This is a genomic window from Sinomicrobium kalidii (assembly GCF_021183825.1).
GTDB classification, from domain to species: domain Bacteria; phylum Bacteroidota; class Bacteroidia; order Flavobacteriales; family Flavobacteriaceae; genus Sinomicrobium; species Sinomicrobium kalidii.
This window is the reverse complement of record NZ_CP089211.1, coordinates 190,693-213,476: the sequence shown is the minus strand read 5'-3', so window position 1 is coordinate 213,476 and position 22,784 is coordinate 190,693. Positions and strand designations below refer to the sequence as shown.

Annotated in this window: 18 protein-coding genes; 9 read left to right on the top strand and 9 right to left on the bottom strand. The window is 47.6% G+C overall.

From position 1 onward, the window contains the following. Positions 1 to 141 precede the first annotated feature (141 nt). The 4 genes from LS482_RS00840 to LS482_RS00825 form a co-directional block, all read right to left on the bottom strand. On the bottom strand, positions 142 to 945 hold the full coding sequence (locus LS482_RS00840) for a TrmH family RNA methyltransferase (RefSeq protein ID WP_233029845.1): 804 nt from the start codon (positions 943 to 945) through the stop codon (positions 142 to 144). 116 nt (positions 946 to 1,061) lie between these two features. Then, positions 1,062 to 2,369, bottom strand: coding sequence for an amidohydrolase family protein (locus LS482_RS00835; RefSeq protein WP_233029844.1), 1,308 nt, complete (start codon positions 2,367 to 2,369; stop codon positions 1,062 to 1,064). Positions 2,370 to 2,396: 27 nt separating this feature from the next. Next, the gene (locus LS482_RS00830; RefSeq protein WP_233029843.1) at positions 2,397 to 5,375 is read right to left on the bottom strand and encodes an amidohydrolase family protein; all 2,979 of its coding nucleotides are present in this window, start codon (positions 5,373 to 5,375) and stop codon (positions 2,397 to 2,399) included. A 225-nt stretch (positions 5,376 to 5,600) separates the two neighbouring features. Further along, entirely contained in the window at positions 5,601 to 6,656 is a 1,056-nt protein-coding gene (locus tag LS482_RS00825) for a DUF3810 domain-containing protein (protein WP_233029842.1), read from the bottom strand. 178 nt (positions 6,657 to 6,834) lie between these two features. Here LS482_RS00825 and LS482_RS00820 point away from each other — a divergent pair, with 178 nt between their 5' ends. The 8 genes from LS482_RS00820 (at position 6,835) to LS482_RS00785 (ending at position 15,047) form a co-directional block, all read left to right on the top strand. After that, the gene (locus tag LS482_RS00820; protein ID WP_233029841.1) at positions 6,835 to 8,298 is read left to right on the top strand and encodes an aminoacyl-histidine dipeptidase; all 1,464 of its coding nucleotides are present in this window, start codon (positions 6,835 to 6,837) and stop codon (positions 8,296 to 8,298) included. Between the two features lie 128 nt (positions 8,299 to 8,426). Further along, the gene (locus LS482_RS00815) at positions 8,427 to 9,287 is read left to right on the top strand and encodes a helix-turn-helix domain-containing protein (RefSeq protein ID WP_233029840.1); all 861 of its coding nucleotides are present in this window, start codon (positions 8,427 to 8,429) and stop codon (positions 9,285 to 9,287) included. Between the two features lie 206 nt (positions 9,288 to 9,493). Beyond that, positions 9,494 to 10,207, top strand: a complete 714-nt coding sequence (locus tag LS482_RS00810; protein ID WP_233029839.1) for a pirin family protein — start codon at positions 9,494 to 9,496, stop codon at positions 10,205 to 10,207. Between the two features lie 69 nt (positions 10,208 to 10,276). Then, the gene (locus tag LS482_RS00805) at positions 10,277 to 10,561 is read left to right on the top strand and encodes a GNAT family N-acetyltransferase (protein ID WP_233029838.1); all 285 of its coding nucleotides are present in this window, start codon (positions 10,277 to 10,279) and stop codon (positions 10,559 to 10,561) included. A 23-nt stretch (positions 10,562 to 10,584) separates the two neighbouring features. Continuing rightward, positions 10,585 to 11,460 (top strand): pirin family protein, encoded by an 876-nt coding sequence (locus LS482_RS00800; protein ID WP_233029837.1) that lies wholly within the window; start codon positions 10,585 to 10,587, stop codon positions 11,458 to 11,460. 580 nt (positions 11,461 to 12,040) lie between these two features. Next, complete coding sequence (locus LS482_RS00795) at positions 12,041 to 12,583, top strand: YceI family protein (RefSeq protein WP_233029836.1); 543 nt, start codon at positions 12,041 to 12,043, stop codon at positions 12,581 to 12,583. Between the two features lie 187 nt (positions 12,584 to 12,770). Then, positions 12,771 to 13,346, top strand: a complete 576-nt coding sequence (locus LS482_RS00790; protein WP_233029835.1) for a DJ-1/PfpI family protein — start codon at positions 12,771 to 12,773, stop codon at positions 13,344 to 13,346. A 306-nt stretch (positions 13,347 to 13,652) separates the two neighbouring features. Then, a complete protein-coding gene (locus tag LS482_RS00785; protein ID WP_233029834.1) occupies positions 13,653 to 15,047 on the top strand; it encodes an alpha/beta hydrolase family protein in 1,395 nt (464 codons plus the stop codon). A 46-nt stretch (positions 15,048 to 15,093) separates the two neighbouring features. Here the strand turns inward: LS482_RS00785 and arsC are convergent, their stop codons facing one another. The 5 genes from arsC to fahA form a co-directional block, all read right to left on the bottom strand. Further along, on the bottom strand, positions 15,094 to 15,435 hold the full coding sequence (gene arsC, locus LS482_RS00780; protein ID WP_233029833.1) for an arsenate reductase (glutaredoxin): 342 nt from the start codon (positions 15,433 to 15,435) through the stop codon (positions 15,094 to 15,096). Positions 15,436 to 15,454: 19 nt separating this feature from the next. Beyond that, entirely contained in the window at positions 15,455 to 16,075 is a 621-nt protein-coding gene (locus tag LS482_RS00775; RefSeq protein ID WP_233029832.1) for an HAD family hydrolase, read from the bottom strand. Positions 16,076 to 17,167: 1,092 nt separating this feature from the next. Next, positions 17,168 to 18,266 (bottom strand): peptide chain release factor 2 gene (prfB, locus tag LS482_RS00770; RefSeq protein WP_233029831.1). Its coding sequence is split into 2 segments (ribosomal slippage): positions 17,168 to 18,202 and positions 18,204 to 18,266, totalling 1,098 coding nucleotides; the frame shifts between segments, so codons are not numbered across the junction. A gap of 183 nt (positions 18,267 to 18,449) precedes the next feature. Further along, complete coding sequence (locus tag LS482_RS00765) at positions 18,450 to 19,793, bottom strand: M28 family peptidase (RefSeq protein WP_233029830.1); 1,344 nt, start codon at positions 19,791 to 19,793, stop codon at positions 18,450 to 18,452. A gap of 76 nt (positions 19,794 to 19,869) precedes the next feature. Beyond that, positions 19,870 to 21,171: a fumarylacetoacetase gene (gene fahA, locus LS482_RS00760; protein ID WP_233029829.1), complete on the bottom strand. Its 1,302-nt coding sequence runs from the start codon at positions 21,169 to 21,171 to the stop codon at positions 19,870 to 19,872. 309 nt (positions 21,172 to 21,480) lie between these two features. On the opposite strand from fahA, the gene glyA reads away from it, so the two are divergent. Then, a complete protein-coding gene (gene glyA / locus LS482_RS00755; protein ID WP_233029828.1) occupies positions 21,481 to 22,755 on the top strand; it encodes a serine hydroxymethyltransferase in 1,275 nt (424 codons plus the stop codon). Positions 22,756 to 22,784: the final 29 nt, after the last annotated feature.

The following is a 22,784-nucleotide window of genomic DNA, read 5'->3' as shown; positions in this document are numbered from 1 at the left end:
ATTCGATCTTTTTCAAGATACTAAAATAACGAACCGGAGAACGGGAGAGCTGAAGAATGCCGAATGCAGAAGTTTTTTGAAGTGAGAGTACTTCGGCGTTCGTGATTCGGCATTCATCATTCAGCCTTTTGATCCGGACCTTTAAAGAAACTCCCGCTGCCGTTTCGCCTCAAAAATCAGAATGGCTGCACTGACGGAGACATTCATGGAATCGATCTCACCCTGCATCGGGATAATGATATTCTGGTCGGCATGATGCAGCCATGCCTCGCTGAGCCCCGTGGCTTCCGTGCCTACCACAATGGCAGTTGCGCCGGTGAAATCTGCCGTATGGTAGTTTACCGATGCCGTTAGCGCAGCACAGTAAATACGGATCCCGTTCTTTTTGAGGAAGGCAATGATCTCGTTGGTATTTCCCGTTGCAATGGTTCGTGTAAAAACACAGCCCACACCGGAACGGATAATGTTCGGGTTGTACAGGTCGGTTTTGGGATTGGCTATGATCACGGCATCCACATTGGCAGCATCCGCGGTACGGAGAAGTGCGCCTATGTTACCCGGCTTTTCCGGTGCTTCGGCCACCAGGACAAGGGGATTCCTTTTTTGAAAGACGATCGTATTGAGGGTGTGTTCCTTGCTTTTGGCTATGGCCAGGACCCCTTCGGTAGTTTCGCGATAAGCCAGCTTTTGATAAACGTCTTTGGAAATGCTTATAAATTCAGGCGGATTGACCGTATTGTTAAAAAGTATTTTAATCGTCTCGGGGGGACAGACCGCTTCGTAAACCAATACGGATGTAATGGTATAATTTCCTTTTAACGCAAGCGACAGTTCCCGTTTTCCCTCCACAACAAATAAGCCGGAGTTTTTTCGGGCCCTGGATTTTTCCCTGAGCTGATTGACCTGTTTGACTGTCGGGTTCTGAATGCTACTGATTGTTTTCAAGGCGAAGCTTTTGCCGCAAAAATACAAATCTTCCTTTTAGCAGTAGGGAAAATAAAAAACAAGGTCGTCCTGACATGACGGGCGACCTCGGTTCCTGTTTTTGTATGCCCGGCCGATTAACGCCCGGTCTCGTATTTGTTCATGTAACGTTTCCAGAGTTTGGTCTGGTGCGATTCCAGGCTTATTTCCCTGCCCTGTACAAAGGCACGCGAGAGGATATTGGTGCGCATGTCCAGGGCGTCGCCTTCCGAAATAAAGAGCGTGGCATCTTTTCCGGTTTCGAGGGTCCCGGCAAAATCGTCAATACCCAGTATTTTGGCGTTGTTCCCCGTGATCATCTGCACCGCTTTCTCCTTATCCAGGCCATAAGCGGCAAAAGTCCCGGCATAAAAAGGGAGGTTCCGGGTATTCATGCGCTCCATGGCACCGCTCATTTCCAGTCCGGTGAGCACACCCTTGTCTGCCAGTTGTTTGGCCAGCATAAACGGTTGTTTGATATCGCTGTCTTCTCCCGAAGGGAGCCTGTGCGGTCTGCTCAACACTACGGGAATATCGTTTTTCACCAGCAGATCGGCTACTTTATGGGCTTCGTGTCCTCCTACGATAACCACTTTCTGTACCCCGATATCTTTGGCAAAGTTCACCGCATCGACGATCTCTTTTGAACCGTCGGCATTGATGTACAGTTTTTGAGAGCCGTCAAAAAGCCCTTTAACAGCCTCAAAAGGCAGGTTTTTGGGCGAACGTTTGCCTTTGAGGTAGGTTCTGGCCCCGGAGAGGAACTCCCGGAGCTTTGTTACGTCTTTGTCGTAATCCTTGTTCGGCTTGAATTCACTGGGACCACTGAAGCTCCATCCGCTTGACCGGAAAGCGCTGGGCCAGTGCATGTGGATGCCATCATCCGTTTTGATGGCGGCGTCTTCCCAGTTCCAGGCATCGAGCTGTACTACCGAAGACGTTCCGGAGATCAGGCCGCCCCGGGGAGCTACCTGTGCCATTAAGATGCCGTTGGGACGGCAACTTTCGGTTACCTTCGATTCTGCGTTGTAAGCGATAAGACTCCTTACATGGGGGATGAGTTCCCCGGTATCCGATTGATCGTTACTGGCCCTCACGGCGTCTACTTCTACCAGGCCGAGCGTGGAATTGGCTGCTATAAACCCGGGATATACATGCTTTCCCCCGGCATCAATGACTTCATCATAGTCTGAAGGAGAAACCCCGGACTGCGGACCGGCATAGGTGATTTTTCCTTCCCTGAACCCGATGGCGCTGTTCGCTATAACCGTACCGTTACCTACATGAGCCGTTGCCCCGGTGATAAGGATGGACCCGGTTTGTTTCGGTGCCGGGGTCTGTTGTGCGGAAACGGACAGGCCGACAAAAAAAGCGATTATATGTAATATGTTTTTTATTTTGGACATAGTCTTCAATTTATATAGAGGTGAACATTATATTCCATACACTTCCGTATCACAGTGAAAGTGTTTTTCATCTTTCTTTTTCGGAGCCTGGGTTTTCATCCCCTTGCTCTTGGCCTTTATCATCTGGTTGATGAGCTTGTTTCTCTCCTGTGCAATGACTTTTTGCGTGGCTTTCATGGTTTCGTAGTCGTAATAAAGCGCCCCTTCAATAAAGGTTTTTTCAGCTATGGTGTAGACAGAAAGCGGATGACCGTCCCATAACACGAGGTCGGCGTCCTTTCCTTCCTTAATGCTTCCCACCCTGTCGTCCAGATGTAACATCCTGGCGGGGTTGATCGTCACCATTTTCCAGGCTTCTTCTTCGGAAACACCGCCGTATTTTACGGTTTTTCCGGCTTCCTGGTTGAGCCTTCTGGACATTTCGGCATCGTCGGAGTTGATGGATACGTTCAGTCCCTGGCTTTGCATGATGGCCGCATTATAGGGAATAGCATCATTTACCTCGTATTTATAGGCCCACCAGTCGGAGAACGTAGACGCTCCGCGTACACCGTGTGCTTTCATTTTGTCGGCTACTTTATAGCCTTCGAGAATATGCGTAAAGGTATTGATGGTAAAGCCGAACTTTTCCGCCACTTTCATCAGCATGTTGATCTCACTCTGTACGTAGGAATGACAGGTTATAAAGCGCTCGTCATTGAGTATTTCGGCCAGGGTTTCCATTTCGTAGTCGAAGCGATAGGGCTTCCCGCTTTTCTTTCCGGCATCGTATTCCTTCGCCCGCTGGAAATAATCCATATACACCTGTTCCACACCCATTCTGGATTGCGGGAACCTTACGGTTTGTAAATCTCCCCAGTTGGACTGTTTTACATTTTCACCGAGGGCGAATTTGATAAACCCGGGCGTGTTTTTGTAGATGAGCTTGTCGGCGGGAAGTCCCCATTTGAGCTTTATGATGGCCGAGCGTCCGCCGATGGGATTTGCAGAACCGTGTAATACCTGGATAGAGGTAACTCCGCCGGAGAGGTTCCTGTAAATGTTAATGTCATCGGCATCCACCACATCTTCGATACTGACTTCGGCCGATGAATTATGTCCGGCCTCGTTAACGGAAGCTGTGGCGATGTGAGAGTGTTCGTCTATGATACCTGCGGTAAGGTGCTTTCCCGTAGCATCGATAACTTTTGCTCCGCCTGCGGAGAGGTCTTTGCCGATGCGGGCTATTTTCCCGTTTTTGACCAGGACATCCGTATTTTCCAGGATACCTTCTTCCTCGCTGGTCCATACGGTGGCATTTTTAAACAGGATATTTTCCTGTTCCGGCAGTGTTGCAAATCCGTAAGCCTTGTTGGGATAGGTTACGGGGACGGTTTCCGGGATGTATTTTTCATCTTTGTCTTCCTTGCTTTTCTCCTCATAACCGGATGTCCTGGTGGCACTCCAGGTACTTTCACTGCCGTTGGCCAGAACTGCCTTTCCGCTCAGTGATTTGGGATCGGTAACAAGTGCGCTCAACCGCTGAAAACCTGTTTCTTCCTTATCCGGGGCAAAGAAAAGATTGAGCCAGCCATTCTCATAGGTGAGTTTGGTATTGAGTTTTGTGGTGTCCGATTTTAACTCGGGTTTCGGGGACGACGGTTCCCCGGTAATCTTCAGTGTATAGGTCTTTCCGGCTATGGAGAGATTGTATTCCCCGCGGATGTCCTTCACGTCCATTTTGTTGACTACGTGTTTTTCACCGAGTACCCAGTTTTCATACAGGATGGTTTCCTTGTCAAAAATATCGCCGGATGTAATAAGGAAATTGGCATAACTTCCGCTTTTCAGGGAGCCGATGATTTCCGATTTTCCCAGTAACTCTGCCGGAGCAGTGGTAAGGGCTTCCAGTGCTTTCTCCTTGTCCAGTCCGTAATCGATGGCGCGGATAAGGCGGGACTTGAAGTCGGAAGTCTTTTTCAGTCCTGCAAGGGTGAAAGCAAAGGGAATGTCATTCTTGGCCAACGCGGCGGGATTTCCGGGGGCCTGGTTCCACAGGCGCATATCGGCAAGTGATATCTTTCCGGCCAGGTAGGGATCAGATACATCATAGGCTTCCGGAAAGTCGAGGGGGAGAATAAAGCGGGCCCCGGTAGCTTTTATTTCCCGGATACGCTGGTATTCGTCCGTACCGCCTTTCAGGATATAGTTCAGCCCGAATTCCCTGGCGATTTTGGCAGCGCGAAGATCGTTCTGGTAGCTTCCCGCATCGAATATCTGGGGTAATCCTTTGTTGGCGTTAAGTGCTTCGAGCGACAGGTCCTTATTCTCCGCATTTCCGCCGGCATACCATTCCGCATCCCTGTACATCTGGCGGATCAGGGCCATGGCCCCCATAAGGGAAGTGGGATAGTTCTGTGCAGAAGCAATACTTTTCATGAAAGAGAAGTGCTGTGCCGTTTCCCTGTCGAGGATACGCATATCGTAAGTGTCAACGGAATCCAGTGCAACAAGAACACTTGTTCCGCGTACAATACCGTCGGCCACATGAGTGTTTACCGTGCCGAAACCTGCCTGTAGCAGCTCCTTGGCCTTTTTTGTGTCGAAGTCAAACTTGTCAAAGGCATTTTTCTCCGGCATAATATGATCGTTCCAGTAAAACCCTTTGCGCGAAGCGTCGTATTGCGGCGAACGTCTTCCACGACCCTTTTTGGCGGGTTTTTGCACGCCGAATTCACTGTAAATATCAATGAATGAAGGGTAAATATGCTTCCCTTCCAGGTCTACTACCAGGCTGTTGTCCGGAACGGAAACATTGTTCCCGGCGGCAACTATTTTTCCCCTCCGGATAAGTAGTGTGCCTTTATCGATAACCCGGGTAGGAGTAACATAGATTCTGGCGTTGGTAAATGCGGTGTAATTACTGTCTGTGGTCTTTACACCGTCGTTCTTTGGAAAATAATCCTGTGCAAGCAGGGTAAACGAACACAGGAATACCAGTAAAAGTACGGGTAGCCTTTTTCTCATAACGTATTTGAATTAGAGTTTAGTTGCCTTAAAGTTAAGATAACTGTTAAAAAGCAACAGGGCGTTAAGTAAACTTTAACTTTTGGTTGTTGATATTGGGAATATAACCCGGTAAATTTTTTTTAAACTAAAAAAACAGGAAGTTGTGATGCAAAGAACTAAACTGACAAATCGTTGAGACGCACGGCCGTGCGTCTTTATCGGGGAAACTTTACAGGTTGTATTTTATATACCGTTTTTCTTGTGATAATTCACCAGCAATGCCACCACGTAGCTGTAGGTTTTAATTCCTCCGGCCTGGCTATTGGCCTTTAAATAGGCATTAAAGGTGTTTTTGAATACAGGTTCCGCAATATTTTCATAACGGTCCCAGAATGCGGCCACTTCGGCATAATTTTTAAGGATGCCTTTGTGCATTTGCCCTTTGAGCCGTTCAAAAGTGTCCGGGGCCCTCCGGTACACTTCATTTAAGCAATACCTGAGCATATAGGCATTTCCTGAATACTGAAAGTACGGGTCTTTATTGGCCGTAGCGGCCAGGAAGCCTATGAAATTGGCTTCGTTTTCTGCCGAATACCCTATTTGATGCGCTTCTTCATGGCAGGTGATCATGGGATAACGGTAATCTACCTGAAGGCTGTTTACCTGTGCTTCGTTGGTAAACGGGTTCAGGTATCCGCTGTATCCCATATAGGTGAGGGGAAGTGAAAAAAGCGAACTTTTTATGCTTTCGGGGGTATAAGAAAAGCCCGGGGTGTGTTTTGCAATGCCGGCATATCCCGAAGACGACATACGGTATATCTCTTTCCTGGAATAGGGCACCTTTACCATAAGGCTGTCGTTTCCCGTTAACTGAAGCTGCAAGGTATTGGTCCGGCTAATGAGCTTTTCCGTGAACTCCACCAGCTCTTCCGTGGTATAATCATTACCCATACCCAGGGTTTCGTGTATGGAGGGACGGTAATAGTTCAATCCCCAGAAAAGGTGAAACATAAAATAGGTGAAGGAGATAACAATCAACACTTCACGAATAAAATACAAGGGTTTACGGAACAAATACTTTATGTTGAAGACCAGGAAGCGGAGTATCAGCAGACCTGCAAGCGTATAAAATACGTCACCCACCGAAAACGGGATCCATCCGAAGACATACCTGTAGGTCTTGGAAATGACGGGGTACAAACCGTTACTGTAATACCTTTCGATAAAGCCCGGAGCAAGGGCCAGCAATTTTATAACGATAACCTGCGGAATTATGGAAAGCGCAAGTATGGTTTTCATTTTATCGGACATGGGTTAAAAATAGGAAAATATCCCGTAATGTTTTTGACATGGCCCGGGCATTTGATTTTATTTTTCTGTTGACAATAGCGATAATATTATTCAGTGACCATCTGTTAAAAACCCTATGCAGATATAAAAGTTTCCTGTAGTTTTGTAACAAACAAAAACAGAAAGTATGAATTCAGAGATACGATCATTGGAACCCGGGGAAGTCTGGAACAGGTTTGCCGACCTCAACGCCGTACCCCGCGCTTCAAAAAAGGAAGAGCAGGTTATTACCTTTATGATGGATTTCGGTAAAAAACTCGGACTCGAAACCTTTAAGGACGAAACCGGGAATGTCATCATACGGAAACCGGCCACTCCCGGAATGGAAAACAGGAAAATGGTAGTGTTGCAATCGCACCTGGACATGGTGCACCAGAAAAATACAGCCACCGATTTTGACTTTGCCACACAGGGCATTGAAATGTATGTGGATGGTGACTGGGTAAAGGCAAAAGGAACGACCCTCGGAGCGGATAACGGACTTGGCGTAGCCGCTATCATGGCCATTCTGGAGAGCAATGATATCCCGCATCCTGCTGTAGAGGCCCTATTTACTGTTGATGAAGAAACGGGAATGACCGGGGCCAAAGGTCTTGAACCGGGGGTGTTGCGGGGAGAAATCCTGCTGAACCTCGACACTGAAGAAGACGATGAAATAGGAATCGGATGTGCCGGGGGAGTGGACATAACGTCGAGCAGGAGCTACAAGGAAGAACCCGTACCGGAAGATACCGAAGCCTTCAGGATCGCTGTTAAGGGACTTAAGGGCGGACACAGCGGTATGGACATCCATAAAGGTCTGGGTAACGCCAATAAGATCATGAACCGTATGCTTTTTGACGGTTTTGAAAATTACGGCATGCGCATTGCCTCGATTGAAGGGGGCGGACTCCGGAATGCCATTCCCAGGGAAAGTTCGGCAGTAGTGGTGGTGGACAAAGTACACCGGGAAGCCTTTGTTTTTGAGTTCGGGGAGCTTGCCGATGCCGTAAAAAACGAACTGAAAACAACGGAACCTTCGCTGGAGATCACTGCAACACCCGTAGAAAAGCCCGGTGCCGTAATGGAACTCGGTGTACAGGAAGGGATTACCAGGGCACTCTATGCCGCACATAACGGGGTGTACCGTATGAGTGCCGATATGGAAGGGTTAACAGAAACTTCCAACAATATTGCAAAAGTAGCGGTCGGGGAAGGGAACGTAAAAATATCCTGCCTTACCCGCTCTTCCGTAGACAGCTCCAAGACAGACCTGGCCAATGCGCTCAGGGCCACATTCGAACTGGCGGGCTGCGATGTAGAACTGTCCGGAAGCTATCCAGGATGGCAACCCGACGTAAATTCCCCCGTGTTAAAGGTCCTCCGTGAAAAATACGAAACCCTGTTTAAAGAAAAACCCGAAGTTGCCGCCTGTCATGCCGGACTCGAATGCGGGATACTCGGGCAGAACTATCCGGAGATGGATATGATCAGTTTCGGCCCCACCATACGCGGAGCCCATTCTCCCGACGAAAGGGCGGGCATTGCATCCGTACGGAAATTCTGGACATTTCTCCGGGAAATATTAAAGGATATCCCGGAAAAGGCATAATTCCACCGTATATTCCGGGAGAACATTGCCGTTTAAAAGCGGCCTTTTTCTCCCGGTTCTTATTTCGCAGACAGATTTCCGTGAAATGAGCAAAAGGAGTATCTTTAGAGACAGATATACAATCTGAAGTGAACTTCATTAAAACATACAGCGATGTAGATCCCGCAGACAGCAGGATGACATTCCGCATCCGTACCATGGAAGAAATTTACGACCGGAATGGCGGAAAGACCGACGAACCTCACAGGCACGACTACTATATTATTTTATTGGTCAGAAAGGCCGACGGAATACACCATATAGATTTTAAGGAATACCCGCTTTCCGGCGGACAGGTCTACTTTATAAGCCCCGGACAGGTACACCGGATCGTGGAAAGAGAAAAATCACACGGTTATGTCATAACCTTTTCTACCCGTTTTATGGCAGAAAACCAGATCGATGCCTGTTTTATTGACGATATCAACCTTTTTAAGGACTACGGGGAAACGCCGCCCCTGCCTGTAGATGTACAGCAGGAAACACAACTGAACGCTTATTGCGAACAGATGATGGACTGGAGCAAAGCCAACATCAAGTTCCGTTCCCAGGGCATCGGCTCGTTACTCCGGTTGTTTTTGATATCCTGTAACAACCTCTGTTCCGTACACGGGGAGAATCCGCAGCAACTCCAGGCCGGGGGGACGCTGTTGCGGGAATATAAGGACCTTGTGGAAAAGCATTTTACCGAATGGCATCTCGTTTCGCAGTATGCGGAAGCCCTCCACGTAACCCCCGACCACCTCAACAGGACGGTCAGGTCGCTCATCGGCAAAACGGCCAAGGAATACTTACAGTCGCGCATCACGGTTGCCGCCCGGCGGATGCTGTATTTTTCCGGGCAGCCCCAGAAGGAGATCGCATACGCATTGGGTTTTTCCGAACCCGCACATTTCAGCAGTTTCTTTAAGAAATGCACCGGGATGTCCCCGTCAGACTTCAGGAAATAGTGCCATGATTTATCAGAGACTGTCTAAATTTTGTTTTTAATCCCGATGTCGGGAACACAGCCTTGAGCTATGTGTCGAAAAATAGCCGAAGTACGGTTCCAGTGCGAAGTCGGGGATCGTATTTTTATAACGCTTTCCCGCATTCTTGTATTTCCTTGCGCCTTAATTGTTCGCAACTTTGTACAGAACAAAAAAGGAGTACAATTATGAAAGCAATAGTGCACAGCGCAGACACAAGAGGGCATGCCGATCACGGATGGCTCAATGCCCATCACAGTTTCAGTTTTGCAAATTACTACAATCCCGAGCGGATGAACTTCGGTGCCCTCCGGGTACTTAACGACGACATCGTAAGCGGTGGCATGGGCTTCGGAATGCACCCCCACGACAATATGGAGATCATCACCATTCCGCTGAAAGGCGATCTGGAACATAAAGACAGCATGGGGAACGTAGGCCGCATCAAAAACGGGGAAATACAGGTGATGAGTGCCGGAACAGGTGTTTTTCACAGTGAATATAACCCCAATAAGGACAGGGAAACCAACCTGTTACAGATATGGTTGTTTCCCAATAAGAGGAATGTAGATCCAAGGTACGACCAGATCTCTATAGAAGACTACAGGAAAAAGAACGAACTCTACCAGGTAGTTTCACCGGATGCGGAGGACCAGGGGAGCTGGATATACCAGGATGCCTGGTTTCACCTCGGGGACTTTGACAAGGGAACAACCCGTGAATACAGCCTTAAAAAAGAAGGTAACGGCGTTTACCTGTTCGTTATCGAAGGAAATGTGGATGTCGGCGGTCAAAAACTCGGCAAAAGGGATGCTGCGGGGGTCTGGGAAACCGGTTCCGTATCCATAACAGCCGGGAGTGATGCCGAATTTCTCCTTATGGAAGTCCCGATGGCCGTATAAACCGGAATTTAATGTGGAAAAGCACACTGATTTTATTATATTTATAGGGATTACCTTACAATAAGCAATATGGGAGAAATAAAGCATATTCACAACGACAAAAAAGGCGCTTTTACCTACCGGGTAGACAAAAAGCGCCTGGCCGAAATGACCTATGTCATGGCCGGCGAAAAGAAGATGATCATTGAACACACCGGGGTAGACGAATCCCTCAGGGGACAGGGCACAGGCAAAAAGCTGCTCGAAGCCCTGGTAGGGTATGTAAGGGAAAAAGGCATCAGGGTGATGCCTTTGTGCCCTTTTGCCAATGCAACATTCAAAAAAATGACCGAATGGCAGGATGTCCTTGCCTGAAAAAAACATAAAGCACACGATCAATGTCCAATACCGATCTTATCATTGAAGAAAGAAGCCGGGATATAGGAGATTTCCTGGTGGGACGGCTGATCCCTTTCCGCAAAAAGCGGATGGTGGGCCCTTTCATATTTATTGACCACATGGGCCCTGAAAAACTGGGACCCGAAAAGTACATGGACGTAGACCAGCATCCGCATATCGGGTTGGCCACACTTACGTACCTCCTGGAAGGGGAAATTATACACAGGGACAGCATAGGGACCGAACAACGCATCCGGCCGGGATCGGTAAACCTGATGGTAGCCGGCAAGGGGGTGACACACACCGAAAGGACACCGGAAGATAAAAGGAAAGGGAATGTCTTTACCATGCACGGTTACCAGATATGGATCGCCCTTCCCAGGGCGGTTGAAGACATGGCCCCCGAATTCTATCATATTTCCGGGGAAGAGCTGCCTGCCTGGACAGCAAACGGAGCAGATTTCACCTTAGTGGCCGGAAAAGGGTTCGGCAAGGTCTCTCCCGTACCCACACATTCCGATCTCTTTATGGTATCCGTAAAGGCAGGCGAATCCTTTGGCCTCGATATTGCCGGGAACCTTGAAGGCGAAATAGGAATATGCATAGTAACAGGAAAAGTAAAGGCCTGCGACCAGGAAGTAGGCGCGGGGAACATGCTGGTATCCAAACTCGACAACCAATGCGCATTAGAGGTGGAAAAGGGGACACATCTGCTCCTGTTCGGTGGCGCGCCGCTCGAAGAGGAACGGCATATTTACTGGAATTTCGTATCGTCCGACAGTCAGACGATCGAAAAGGCCAAAAGGGACTGGGAAGAAAAGCGATTTCCGAAAGTGGCCGGGGACAATACCTATGTGCCTTTGCCAAAGAAATAGGAGGGAGGCTTCTGACTTTGGTGTTTTGGAGTTGGGGAGTTGATGAGTTGATGAGTTATTGAGTTCTGGAGGTATAAGCAGTGAACAACAAAACAGTACTATCCGACTCCCAAACTAAAGAACTAAGAACTAATCAACTAAAGAAAACATTCGTGGCGGATGGAGTTTTGGAGTTGGTGAGTTATTGAGTTTTGGAGGTATAAGCATTGAACAATAAAACGGCACTATCCAACTCCCAAACTAAAGAACTAAGAACTAATCAACTAAAGAAAACATTCGTGGCGGATGGAGTTTTGGAGTTAGGGAGTTTTGGAGTTGGTGAGTTATTGAGTTTTGGAGGTATAAGCAGTGAACAACAAAACGGTACTATCCGACTCCCAAACTAAAGAACTAATCAACTAAAGAAACATTCGTGGCGGATGGAGTTTTGGAGTTAGGGAGTTTTGGAGTTGGTGAGTTATTGAGTTTTGGAGGTATAAGCATTGAACAACGAAACGGCACTATCCAATTCCCAAACTCCAAAACTAAGAACTCCAAAACTGAGAACTATAAATAAATTGTAGAACAAAAAATAAGACCAATGGAAACATCAGCAAAAAAAGTAACGTGGAACATAGACCCTGCACATTCTGAAGTGCAGTTTAAGGTAAAACACCTGGTAATCTCTACGGTAAGCGGGCAATTCACCTCTTTTTCGGGCGGACTGGAAGCCGAAGGCGATGATTTCAGCAATGCCAGGGCCGTTTTCGAAGCGGAAATAAAAAGTATTTCCACCAACAACAACGATAGGGACAATCACCTGAAATCAGCCGACTTCTTCGATGCCGAAAACCATCCGAAGCTTACTTTTGTCTCTACCGGGTTCAGCAAAACGGGAGACGATACCTATGAAGTGACCGGCGATATCACCATAAGGGGAAATACCAGGCCCATTGTCCTGAAAGCAGAGTACGGGGGGACTATGGTAGACCCCTACGGCAATACCAAGGCCGGGTTTGAGATCACCGGGAAGCTTAACCGCAAGGATTTCGGCCTGGAATGGAGCGGGGTTACCGAGACGGGAGGTATTGTAGTAGGCGATGAAGTGAAACTGCTGCTCAACCTCCAGTTTGCCAAAAATTAAATTAAGGTTAAAGTCTTTCCGCTACACTAACTTTCCGCGGATTTTTTGGTACATTTAAAGAGTCGTAAAGGACAAGGAAGTGAAGGAATGCCTGTCCGGCTATACCGGACAGGCCCCGCTTCCGATCCTGTAATAATTACTGTTTATTCCGTAAATACAACAAAAATACAAACAGAAAGCGGTCATCATGAAAAAAATACTCTTACTTACCGGTGATTATGCAGAAGATTACGAAACCATGGTGCCTTACCAGATGCTTTTGATGGTGGGTCATGAAGTGCATGCCGTTTGCCCGGACAAGAAAAAAGGGGAAGCGGTAAAAACCGCCATTCACGACTTTGAAGGCGACCAGACCTACTCGGAAAAGCCGGGGCATAATTTCCAGTTAAATTACACGTTCGACGATGTATCGCCCGAAGCTTACGACGGACTTGTTATAGTGGGCGGTCGTGCCCCCGAATACCTGAGGTTGAATGCAAAAGTGCTGGATATTGTAAAATATTTCTTTGAGAAAGACCTCCCGGTAGCCGCCATATGCCACGGCATACAGATATTGACGGCTGCAAAAGTGGTTTCGGGAAGGACATTGACCGCTTACCCTGCCGTAGGTCCCGAAGTGACCCTTGCGGGAGGCAATTATAAGGAAGTGCCGCCAACAGAATCGGTGGTAGACGGTAATCTTGTTACATCACCGGCATGGCCGGGACATCCCGGCTTTATCAAAGCATTCCTGGACGTGCTCGGTACAAAAATAATGTTGTGAGCCATAATAAAAGATGGTAAAAAAGTACCGGAAGCAAGGGGAAAACCCTCGTTTCCGGGCTTTTTGTTTTACGGGGGGACGGTAAGGCCGGGAAACCCTGCAACGTATTGCGGTAATTCAACAATACTGAAAAATACGATCCGCGATATCCGGTTATCAGGCCATTCCGGCCATACGGGTAAGCCGGTTAATACAACAATGCAATAATTCGTTAGCCCGATAACCGGAGAACGGTTTATTTTTTTAATCTTCTTTTTTAAACTATCTTGTACTTACCATTTAAGGTGAAACATACATCGCTTACTTATGAAATACCGTCTTATTTTGTTGTTCTTCTTCATACTTTCCTTTTCCGGGTATGCACAAGATCTGCGCCTGCAAAAGGGGATGATAACGGATTCTGTGCCCATTCCCGGCACAGATCATATGAATTATGCCATATACCTGCCCGAAGACTACAATCCGGACAGGGAATGGCCCGTAATTTTCGTATTCGACATTAAGGGAAAGGGAAAACGCGCCCTGGAAGCCTTTGCAGCGGCGCCCGGGACCGGTGATTTTATTCTGGTCGGATCGAACAATGTACAGAACACCTCTTATGAAGCCAACTTTTATATTGCCAAAAAGCTTTTTAGTGTTGTTTTAAAGAACTTCGCGACAGACAGCAGGAGAATTTATACTTCGGGCTTTAGCGGAGGGGCCAGGCTGGCCACGGCGATAGCCACGATCTCCGATGATGTGAAAGGAGTGATTGCCTGCGGGGCCGCATTGCCGGGAAACGGGAAGTACATGCCCCAAAAGAACAGTTTTCTTTTTGTGGGCCTTACAGGAGATGAAGAAGGGAATTATCAGGAAATGAAAAATACCGTAAACATCCTGAAGGATAAAAAATTCCGGGCCGATTTGCTGGTCTATGACGGGGCTTCCTATTATCCGCCCGCAGAATATATGGACAAAGCTGTCCGGACACTCACGCTGAAAGGCATAACGGGAGGAACACTGCCCGGAGGGAAAAAAGTGATAGACTCGCTCTTTAAGGCAGATATGGAATTTAACAAAAGCCGGGAAAGAAAGGGGAGGGCACTGTATGCCTTTAACGATATTGAGCAGCTTATGGACAATTATGACGGGTATGTTGACAAGAAACTGTTCCGGGAAAGGCGAAGGGAGATCCGGAAGACCCCGATATTCAGGAAACAGCGGAGCGACAGTTACGGAATTTCCGAAATGGAAAGCAATTACATCACCGATTACCTGACTTTTCTCTCTGAAGACATGACTTCAGGTAATATGGCACAGCTCCCTTCCTGGGAAGAAGAAATGATAGCCCTCGGAAAGCTCGAAAAAGGCACGAATAAGGCGCAGGCCAAAATGGCAAAGCGCCTGAAAAACATGTTAACGGAGATTACCAGGGAAACCATTCCCACCTTAGACCGGGAAAAGGATACCGACCGCTTATTGTTTGCCAATGCTTTCCTGGTACTGCTCGATCCGGGGGCAGAAGACGCATATCTCGAAGTATTGCGCTACAGTGTGAAGAAAAGCGAATACGGAATGGCCCTGTTTTACCTGGAACAACTGTTGCAAAACGGGTTTAAGGACGTAAAGCGGCTGAATGCCGATGAAGACCTCGCCCTTTTGCGGATATTGCCGGAATACAGTGATATCCTGGAGGAAAACGGTTTAAAAAGCCTTTACTGAAAGCCCGGAAAAGATGCCGGGCTTCGGTGTATAAAAATAGCCGTCCTCAGAGCACGGACTTAATATTTTCAGGCGGGCGTCCTATCACGGCTTTCTTCCCGGAAATGACGATCGGCCGTTCAATAAGCTTCGGATGTGTGGCCATGGCCTTGATCACTTCGTCATCAGAAAGTGTTTTTCCCTTGTATTGTTCTTTCCAGATGCTTTCATTTTTGCGGACGAGGTCAACAGGAGCGATACCCAGCAGGTCAATAACCTCACGGAGGTCTTTTTCGGAGGGAACGTCTTCAAGGTATTTTACAACGTCAAAATCCTTGCCCGATGCTTCCAGTATGGCAAGCCCTTCCCTTGATTTCCGGCAACGCGGATTGTGATATATCTTTATCATTCTTATACTTTTTACAAAATTAGACATGAATGCTGAATTCGCCAAGGCTTTTGCTGAGCTGTTCGGGCGATGTAAACCGTATACCGTTGATGCCAATGGTATCGGCGGCTTTTACATTGCGTAAATTGTCATCGATAAAGACCGATCTTTCCGCCGCTATCCCGAAACGGTCGAGGGTAATGTCGTAGATCTCCCTGAAAGGCTTCCGGGTGTTTTCCTGGCCGGATACAACAATGCCTTCAAACCACTGCAGGAAATCGAACCGTTCCCGGGCAATGGGGAAAGTCTCGGCACTCCAGTTGGTAAGGGCCACAACTTTATATTTTTCCTGTGCAATAAGGGATTTCAGTATAGCTACGGAACCCTGTATGGCACCACCCAGCATTTCTTCCCAGCGACCGTAGTACATGCGTATCCATTCCTCGTATTGCGGAAACAGAGCTACCCGTTCTTCCGTGGCATCGGCAAGGCTTTTGCCCGCGTCCTGTTCTTCGTTCCAGTTCATGGTACAGATATTGTCAAAAAACCACTGCATTTTTTCCCGGTCGCCCTCAAAGACGTCGAGAAATACATATTCCGGGTTCCAGTCGATAAGTACACCACCAAGGTCGAAGATTACGGTATCTATACGGTTTTTCATGCTATGTTGATAATTAAGGGTTACGCATCAATAAGTCAACCAGGGTATCCGATACCATGGCCGTTACACAAAGATGCAAAAAGAAAGAGAGAAATATAAGGTGATGTTTAATATTTATCCTGCATTATACTGTTAATAAACAGCCAAACCTCTATAATAACAAAACTACTATGATCTGAAAATCCATAGGTTTTGGCATGTAATGAAATTGTACTTTAGTTACTCGGTTATTGAGTTGATTAAGTAATTATGTTTACCAGGGTTGCCTGAATAACCAGGTAACGCATTACCCTAATAACCCGGTGACAATTTTCAGGTGCTAAAGCAAAATACACTAAAGATATATATTGAATTGTTTTTGAGATCAGTTAATGAAATTCGTCAACAGCCAAAAATAGTCCGTCAAAAAACCGATACATTTCGTAAATAGGCCGATGTAATGCACCAATATGCAAAAACATTACATCAATAAGCTAATATAATGCATCAATGGGCTAATGTAATATATCAATAAGCCGATGAAGTAAATTGATCAACCAATGCACTCCGTCAATACAGGGTTTCAATAGATGAATAGGGTATTGCACTTCCCCGATGAATGATCTCAAGGAGTGAATAAGGTGAGTAGGTGACTGAGTTAATGCGAGTTCGATATAAGCTAAGGGCATCATTGCGAACCTTACCATAAGCAGCCTGAACCTTCCCCGAGTTTACCTGTACTGTCGAAGTAGGGGCGTTCCGCTTGCGGAACGGGGAGTTTGATCAGGCCCAAATTCTGGGTATATTCCAGGCTTTTGTGTTTTTCCTGTGGCTTGGGCTTTCAAACCCTCCGATCCCGATAACTATCGGGATGAAGGGAGGAGCCTTTTAATAATTTCAAACAAGGGTTGTAATCTTGAAATGTTTTTGATTCATAGCGTTTAAACATTATTCAGGTTACTTAGATGCTGCGGCGAACTGAACAAACCCATCGGATTATAGTTTCTAACTTCTGTATGCAAATATCCACATCACTTTTTGATAATGATATTTACACGAATAATAATAAACCCAAATAACCCAGTAACTCAATAACCCAATAACCGAATCCCCCTACGAAGTTTCCTTTTGTCCCATCATCATCAGGTAGGCTTTGAGGAAAGGGTTGATTCCCCCGTTCATTACGGCATCCACATCGGTGGTTTCGTGCGAAGTCCGTACATCTTTGACCAGTTTATAGGGGTGCATCACGTAATTCCGTATTTGTGAGCCCCATTCGATCTTCATTTTCCCGGCTTCGATCTCGGCCCTTTTCTCCTGGCGTTTCTTCAGCTCCATTTCAAAGAGCTGAGACTTCAGGAGTTGCATGGCCTTGGTCTTGTTGTCCAGTTGCGACCGGGTTTCCGAGTTCTCAATAACAATTCCCGTAGGGTGGTGGCGCAAACGCACGGCGGTTTCCACCTTGTTCACGTTCTGTCCGCCCGCACCACTGGAACGCATGGTCTCGAAAGTAATATCGGCCGGGTTGACCTCGATCTCAATACTGTCGTCTGCCAGCGGATATACGTATACCGAAGCAAATGACGTATGCCGCTTGGCATTGCTGTCAAACGGGGAGATACGAACCAGCCGGTGCACGCCGTTTTCGCCTTTCAGCCACCCGAAGGCATATTCTCCTTCGATCTCAAGGGTTACGGTCTTTATTCCGGCTACATCACCTTCCTGGTAATTCAGCTCCCGGATCCTGAATTTCTGCGATTCGGCCCACATAAGATACATGCGCATAAGCATGGCCGCCCAGTCACAGCTCTCCGTACCCCCGGCACCGGCGGTGATCTGTAATACCGCACTCATATTGTCACCTTCTTCGGAAAGCATGTTCTTGAATTCCAGGTGTTCTATGAGTTCAACCGTTTTTTTATAATGGTTTTCCACCTCATCGGCCTCCACTTCACCTTCCTTGTAAAAATCGTACAGGACTTCCAGGTCGTCCGCAAGTGTTTTGGCCTCTTCATAGCCTTCCACCCATTTCTTTTTACTGCGGAGCGTCTGCATCAGGCTTTCCGCTTCCTTCGGATTGTCCCAGAAATCGGGGGCATATGTCTTTTCTTCTTCGTTCTGTATTTCTATGAGTTTGGCATCGATGTCAAAGATACCTCCTTAACGCGCCAAGGCGTTCCATAAGGCTTTTCACCTGTTCTGTTGTTACCATGTAGTCATTCTTTTAATTGACGGAAGCTTGATTTTCCTTAATTGTCAAGCAAAAATACTATTTACAGGGAGGTGTGAAAACAATTTAGTATAAATTTATGGTCCGGATCAGCTAATTGCATGAAACAGACAATCCTCCGCAGGTATGGATGGTACGGATGAAGTTTGGCTGACAGCTTAAGAATCAATCCCGGAAGACCTCCGAAGGAAACACCACAACGCTTTCATGCCCGTTTTTCCCGACGGTGGCCACACCGAAATAGAAATTATCAATAACAATACCTTCCAGGGTAAAATGATCGGTGTCGCCCACGTAACGGCTGAACTCCCATTGTGGTGAGGTGGTATAACGCCAGTAGATTTTATAGCCCTTTACATCGGGGGTATTGATCTTTTTCCATTTGAGTTTGGCGGAAGCTTCCACAATACCGCCGATAGCCACTTCAGCAGGGGCGGGCGGGGCCCATGCCAGGGAGGCGAGGTTAATGGCATTCACTGCGGTGAGTTTTGCAGCGTAATCGAAATTCACCCCTTCAATGACATCACCGTATTTAATGCCGTTTTCCACCCGGATGTCCTGGTGCTGCCTGTTGTAGTTTTCGTGCGCTTCCATAATACGTACCCCTGCATAACCGAGGTCGTTGAAAGGGCGGTGGTGTCCGCCGCGGCCAAAGCGGTCCAGGCGGTAGATCATCATGGGGTTCATCCCGGGCATATACGTTTGTACGGTTTTATGGATATAGCGGGCGAGTTGCCGTGAAATACCGTCTACTTCCCCGCCGTAAAACCTTCGCATTCTCCGTTCATTTTCGGTTTCGGTTGGGGGTACGGGCTCGGAAAAGATACGGAAGGTCCGGTTATCGATCACCCCGTCAACGCCTTCTATATTGCCTATCATGTCATTGTTGAGCACGCCCGTGATGTCCCAGTTGTTCTTTTTGGCATATTCGGCCAGGCCCTTGCCGCCGAAAAGCCCTTGCTCTTCACCGGACAGCCCAACGTAGACAATACTGCTTTCAAACTCGTATTCAGACAATACCCTGGCGGCTTCAATGGTCCCGGCCATACCACTGGCATTGTCGTTGGCCCCCGGGGCGTCGGTTTCGAAATCCATGGTGTTGGAAGCCCTGGAATCGATATCCCCGCTCATAATGATATAGCGGTTGGGGTATTTGGTACCTTTCTGTATGGCCACGACGTTCACGACCCAGGCATCGTGGGGAACACGGTCCCCGTCCTCAGTGGTGACCAGGTCTTTCTGGTAAAAGACGTCCAGACAGCCGTTACAGCCTTCGGAGATCTTTTCAAATTCAGCTTTGATCCAGCGCCGTGCCGCACCGATACCCCGGGTTTCGGAAATGGTATCGCTAAAAGTGTTCCTCGTACCGAAACCGGCAAGCGTACGGATGTCCTTTTCGATCCTGTCGGCAGAAACCGCATCAATGATATCGTAAATCCGGGCATCTGTTTGCGCAAAGGAAAAGGCAAGAGAAAAAATAATCAGTATTAATGATAGTTGAGTTTTCATAGCAGTTGGTTTTAGGGGAGTATGAACTGAAAAGGGAGCGGGATTTTTGAAAATCCCGCTCCCTTGTTTTTTGCTGTTAACGGTCGCCCGTTTTCTTTTTATCATTAAAAGGCGGCAGTAGTTTGGCGGATATTTCCCCGAAACCGATGCGCACTTCCTCGTTGCTGCAATACCCTTTCATGATAACGGTATCCCCGTCTTCGATAAAACTCCGTTCCGAACCGTCTTTCATCTTCAGGGGGTGCTTCCCGCCCCAGCTTAATTCCAGCATGGAGCCGTAACTGTCCGGTGTGGGGCCTGATATGGTACCGCTGCCCATCATGTCCCCCGAAATGACGTTACATCCGTTTACCGTATGGTGTGCGAGTTGCTGCGCCATGGTCCAGTACAGGTATTTGAAATTGCTTTTGGAGATGACCTGTGGTTCACTGTTTTCCGGGGCAAGGCTGACCTCCAGATGAATGTCAAAACTCTTGTCACCCTTATACTGAAGATAGGGAAGGGGGGGAGGGTCCTGTTTCGGCCCGGCCACGCGGAAAGGTTCCAGGGCATCCATGGTCACGATCCACGGAGAAATGGATGAGGCAAAGTTCTTGGCAAGGAAAGGTCCGAGGGGAACGTATTCCCACTTCTGGATATCGCGGGCGCTCCAGTCGTTAAAGAGTACCATACCGAAGATATAGTCTTCCGCCTCATCTACGGGAATGGGTTCGCCCAGCTGATTGGCATCTGTAGTGATAAAAGCCATTTCCAGTTCGAAGTCCACCTTTTCGGAAGGACCGAATACCGGTGTTTCGGCTCCCGGAGGCAGTGTTTGCCCCATGGGACGCCGCACGGGAATGCCCGAAGGTACTATGGAAGAACTCCTGCCGTGATATCCGACCGGGATGTGCAGCCAGTTGGGCAAAAGGGCATTGTCCGGGTCGCGGAACATCTTGCCCACGTTGGTGGCGTGTTCCTTACTGCTGTAAAAATCGGTATAGTCGCCGATCTGTACGGGGAGTTGCATTTCTATTTCGTCGAGGGTAAAGAGCACAATGCGTCTGTGTTCCTCATTGTCCCTGAGTCTGGAATTGTTGATGTCAAATAACTCGGCAATGCGGTTGCGCACCAGTCGCCAGGTTTTTTTTCCGTCGGATATGAAATCGTTGAGGCTGTCCTGCAAAAAAATATCGTCCGTGAGCGGGATGCCCTCAAAGTATCCTAACTGGTGCAGCGCACCGAGGTCTATGGCCGTATTTCCGATCCTTGTACCAATGGTGATCACATCGTCCCTGGTGAGGAAAACACCGAAAGGGATGTTCTGGATGGGAAAATCGGAATCCTTGTCTACCTGTATCCAGGATTTTCTCTGCGGGTCGTTCGCGGTGATAGGCATAATAAAATTGTTAATTTATGTTTGATAAAATTGTATTCAAAGATATTATTTTCGACCAATTTACCGAATGTATTTGTTATTTTTGGGCATTTCTTAAGGAAAGTTGATCAGGATACCCGGGAAACGGATGAAAAGCGGTGATTTTCCTTGGGAAAAATTAACAAAATAAAGAACTTGGAATAATTAAAGTCGAAAGGATAAACCTTCAACTTTAAACCTGGAACATTGAATATTGAACCTGTTGCCCCGGGCCTTCGGTCGTTCTCAAGACAAACCGTAGTAAGGGGGTGAACTTTGAACTTAAAAATAATGCAACGAGACAAACAGATTTTTGAACTGATTGAAGCGGAAAAGGAACGCCAGTTACACGGACTGGAACTGATAGCATCCGAGAACTTTGTAAGCGAACAGGTCATGGAGGCGGCCGGTTCGGTACTGACCAACAAATACGCCGAAGGATATCCCGGAAAGCGTTATTACGGCGGATGTGAAGTTGTGGATGAAGTGGAAAATGCGGCTATTGAACGGGCCAAGGCACTTTTCGGTGCCGAATGGGTGAATGTACAACCGCACAGCGGGTCACAGGCCAATACTGCCGTGTACCATGCCTGCCTGAACCCCGGGGATAAAATACTCGGTTTTGATTTGTCGCACGGCGGACACCTCACGCATGGTTCCCCGGTGAATTTTTCCGGCAAGCTTTACAATCCTGTTTTCTACGGAGTGGAAGAGGAGACCGGGATGCTCAATTACGACAGGATAGCGGAAATTGCCGGGAAAGAACAGCCCAAGCTGATCATTGCCGGGGCTTCTGCATATTCCAGGGACATTGATTTTAAGCGGTTCCGGGAAATTGCCGACAGTGTCGGGGCCATTCTTTTTGCCGATATATCCCATCCTGCGGGACTTATCGCCAAGGGAATACTGAACGACCCGATTCCGCATTGCCATATTGTAAGTACAACAACGCATAAAACCCTCCGGGGACCAAGGGGAGGAATGATCATGATGGGGAAAGATTTTGAAAACCCCTTCGGTATAAAGCTGAAAAGCGGAAAACTCCGTATGATGTCCTCTTTACTGGACAGTGCCGTTTTTCCCGGTAACCAGGGCGGACCGCTCGAACATATCATTGCGGCCAAGGCCGTAGCTTATGGCGAAGCGCTTACCGATGAATTCCTGCACTATGCCCTTCAGGTAAGGAAGAATGCGCAGACCATGGCAAAAGCATTTGTAGCGAAAGGCTACAAGGTGATCAGCGGGGGTACGGACAACCATATGATGCTTATCGACCTGAGGAACAAGGATATTTCCGGTAAGGAGGCAGAAGGGGCCCTGGAGAAGGCGGATATTACCGTAAACAAGAACATGGTACCGTTTGACGATAAATCCCCGTTCGTCACTTCCGGTATCCGTATAGGTGCATCTGCCATTACTACAAGAGGACTCAAAGAAGCCGATGTGCAAACCGTAGTAGAGTACATCGATGAAGTGATCACCAACTATACTGACGATACGGTCATAGAAAAAGTGGGCGGAAAAGTAAATGCCATGATGAAGGAAAAACCGTTGTTTCAGTGGTAAACTGAATGACTGTTACCATAGCATAGAAT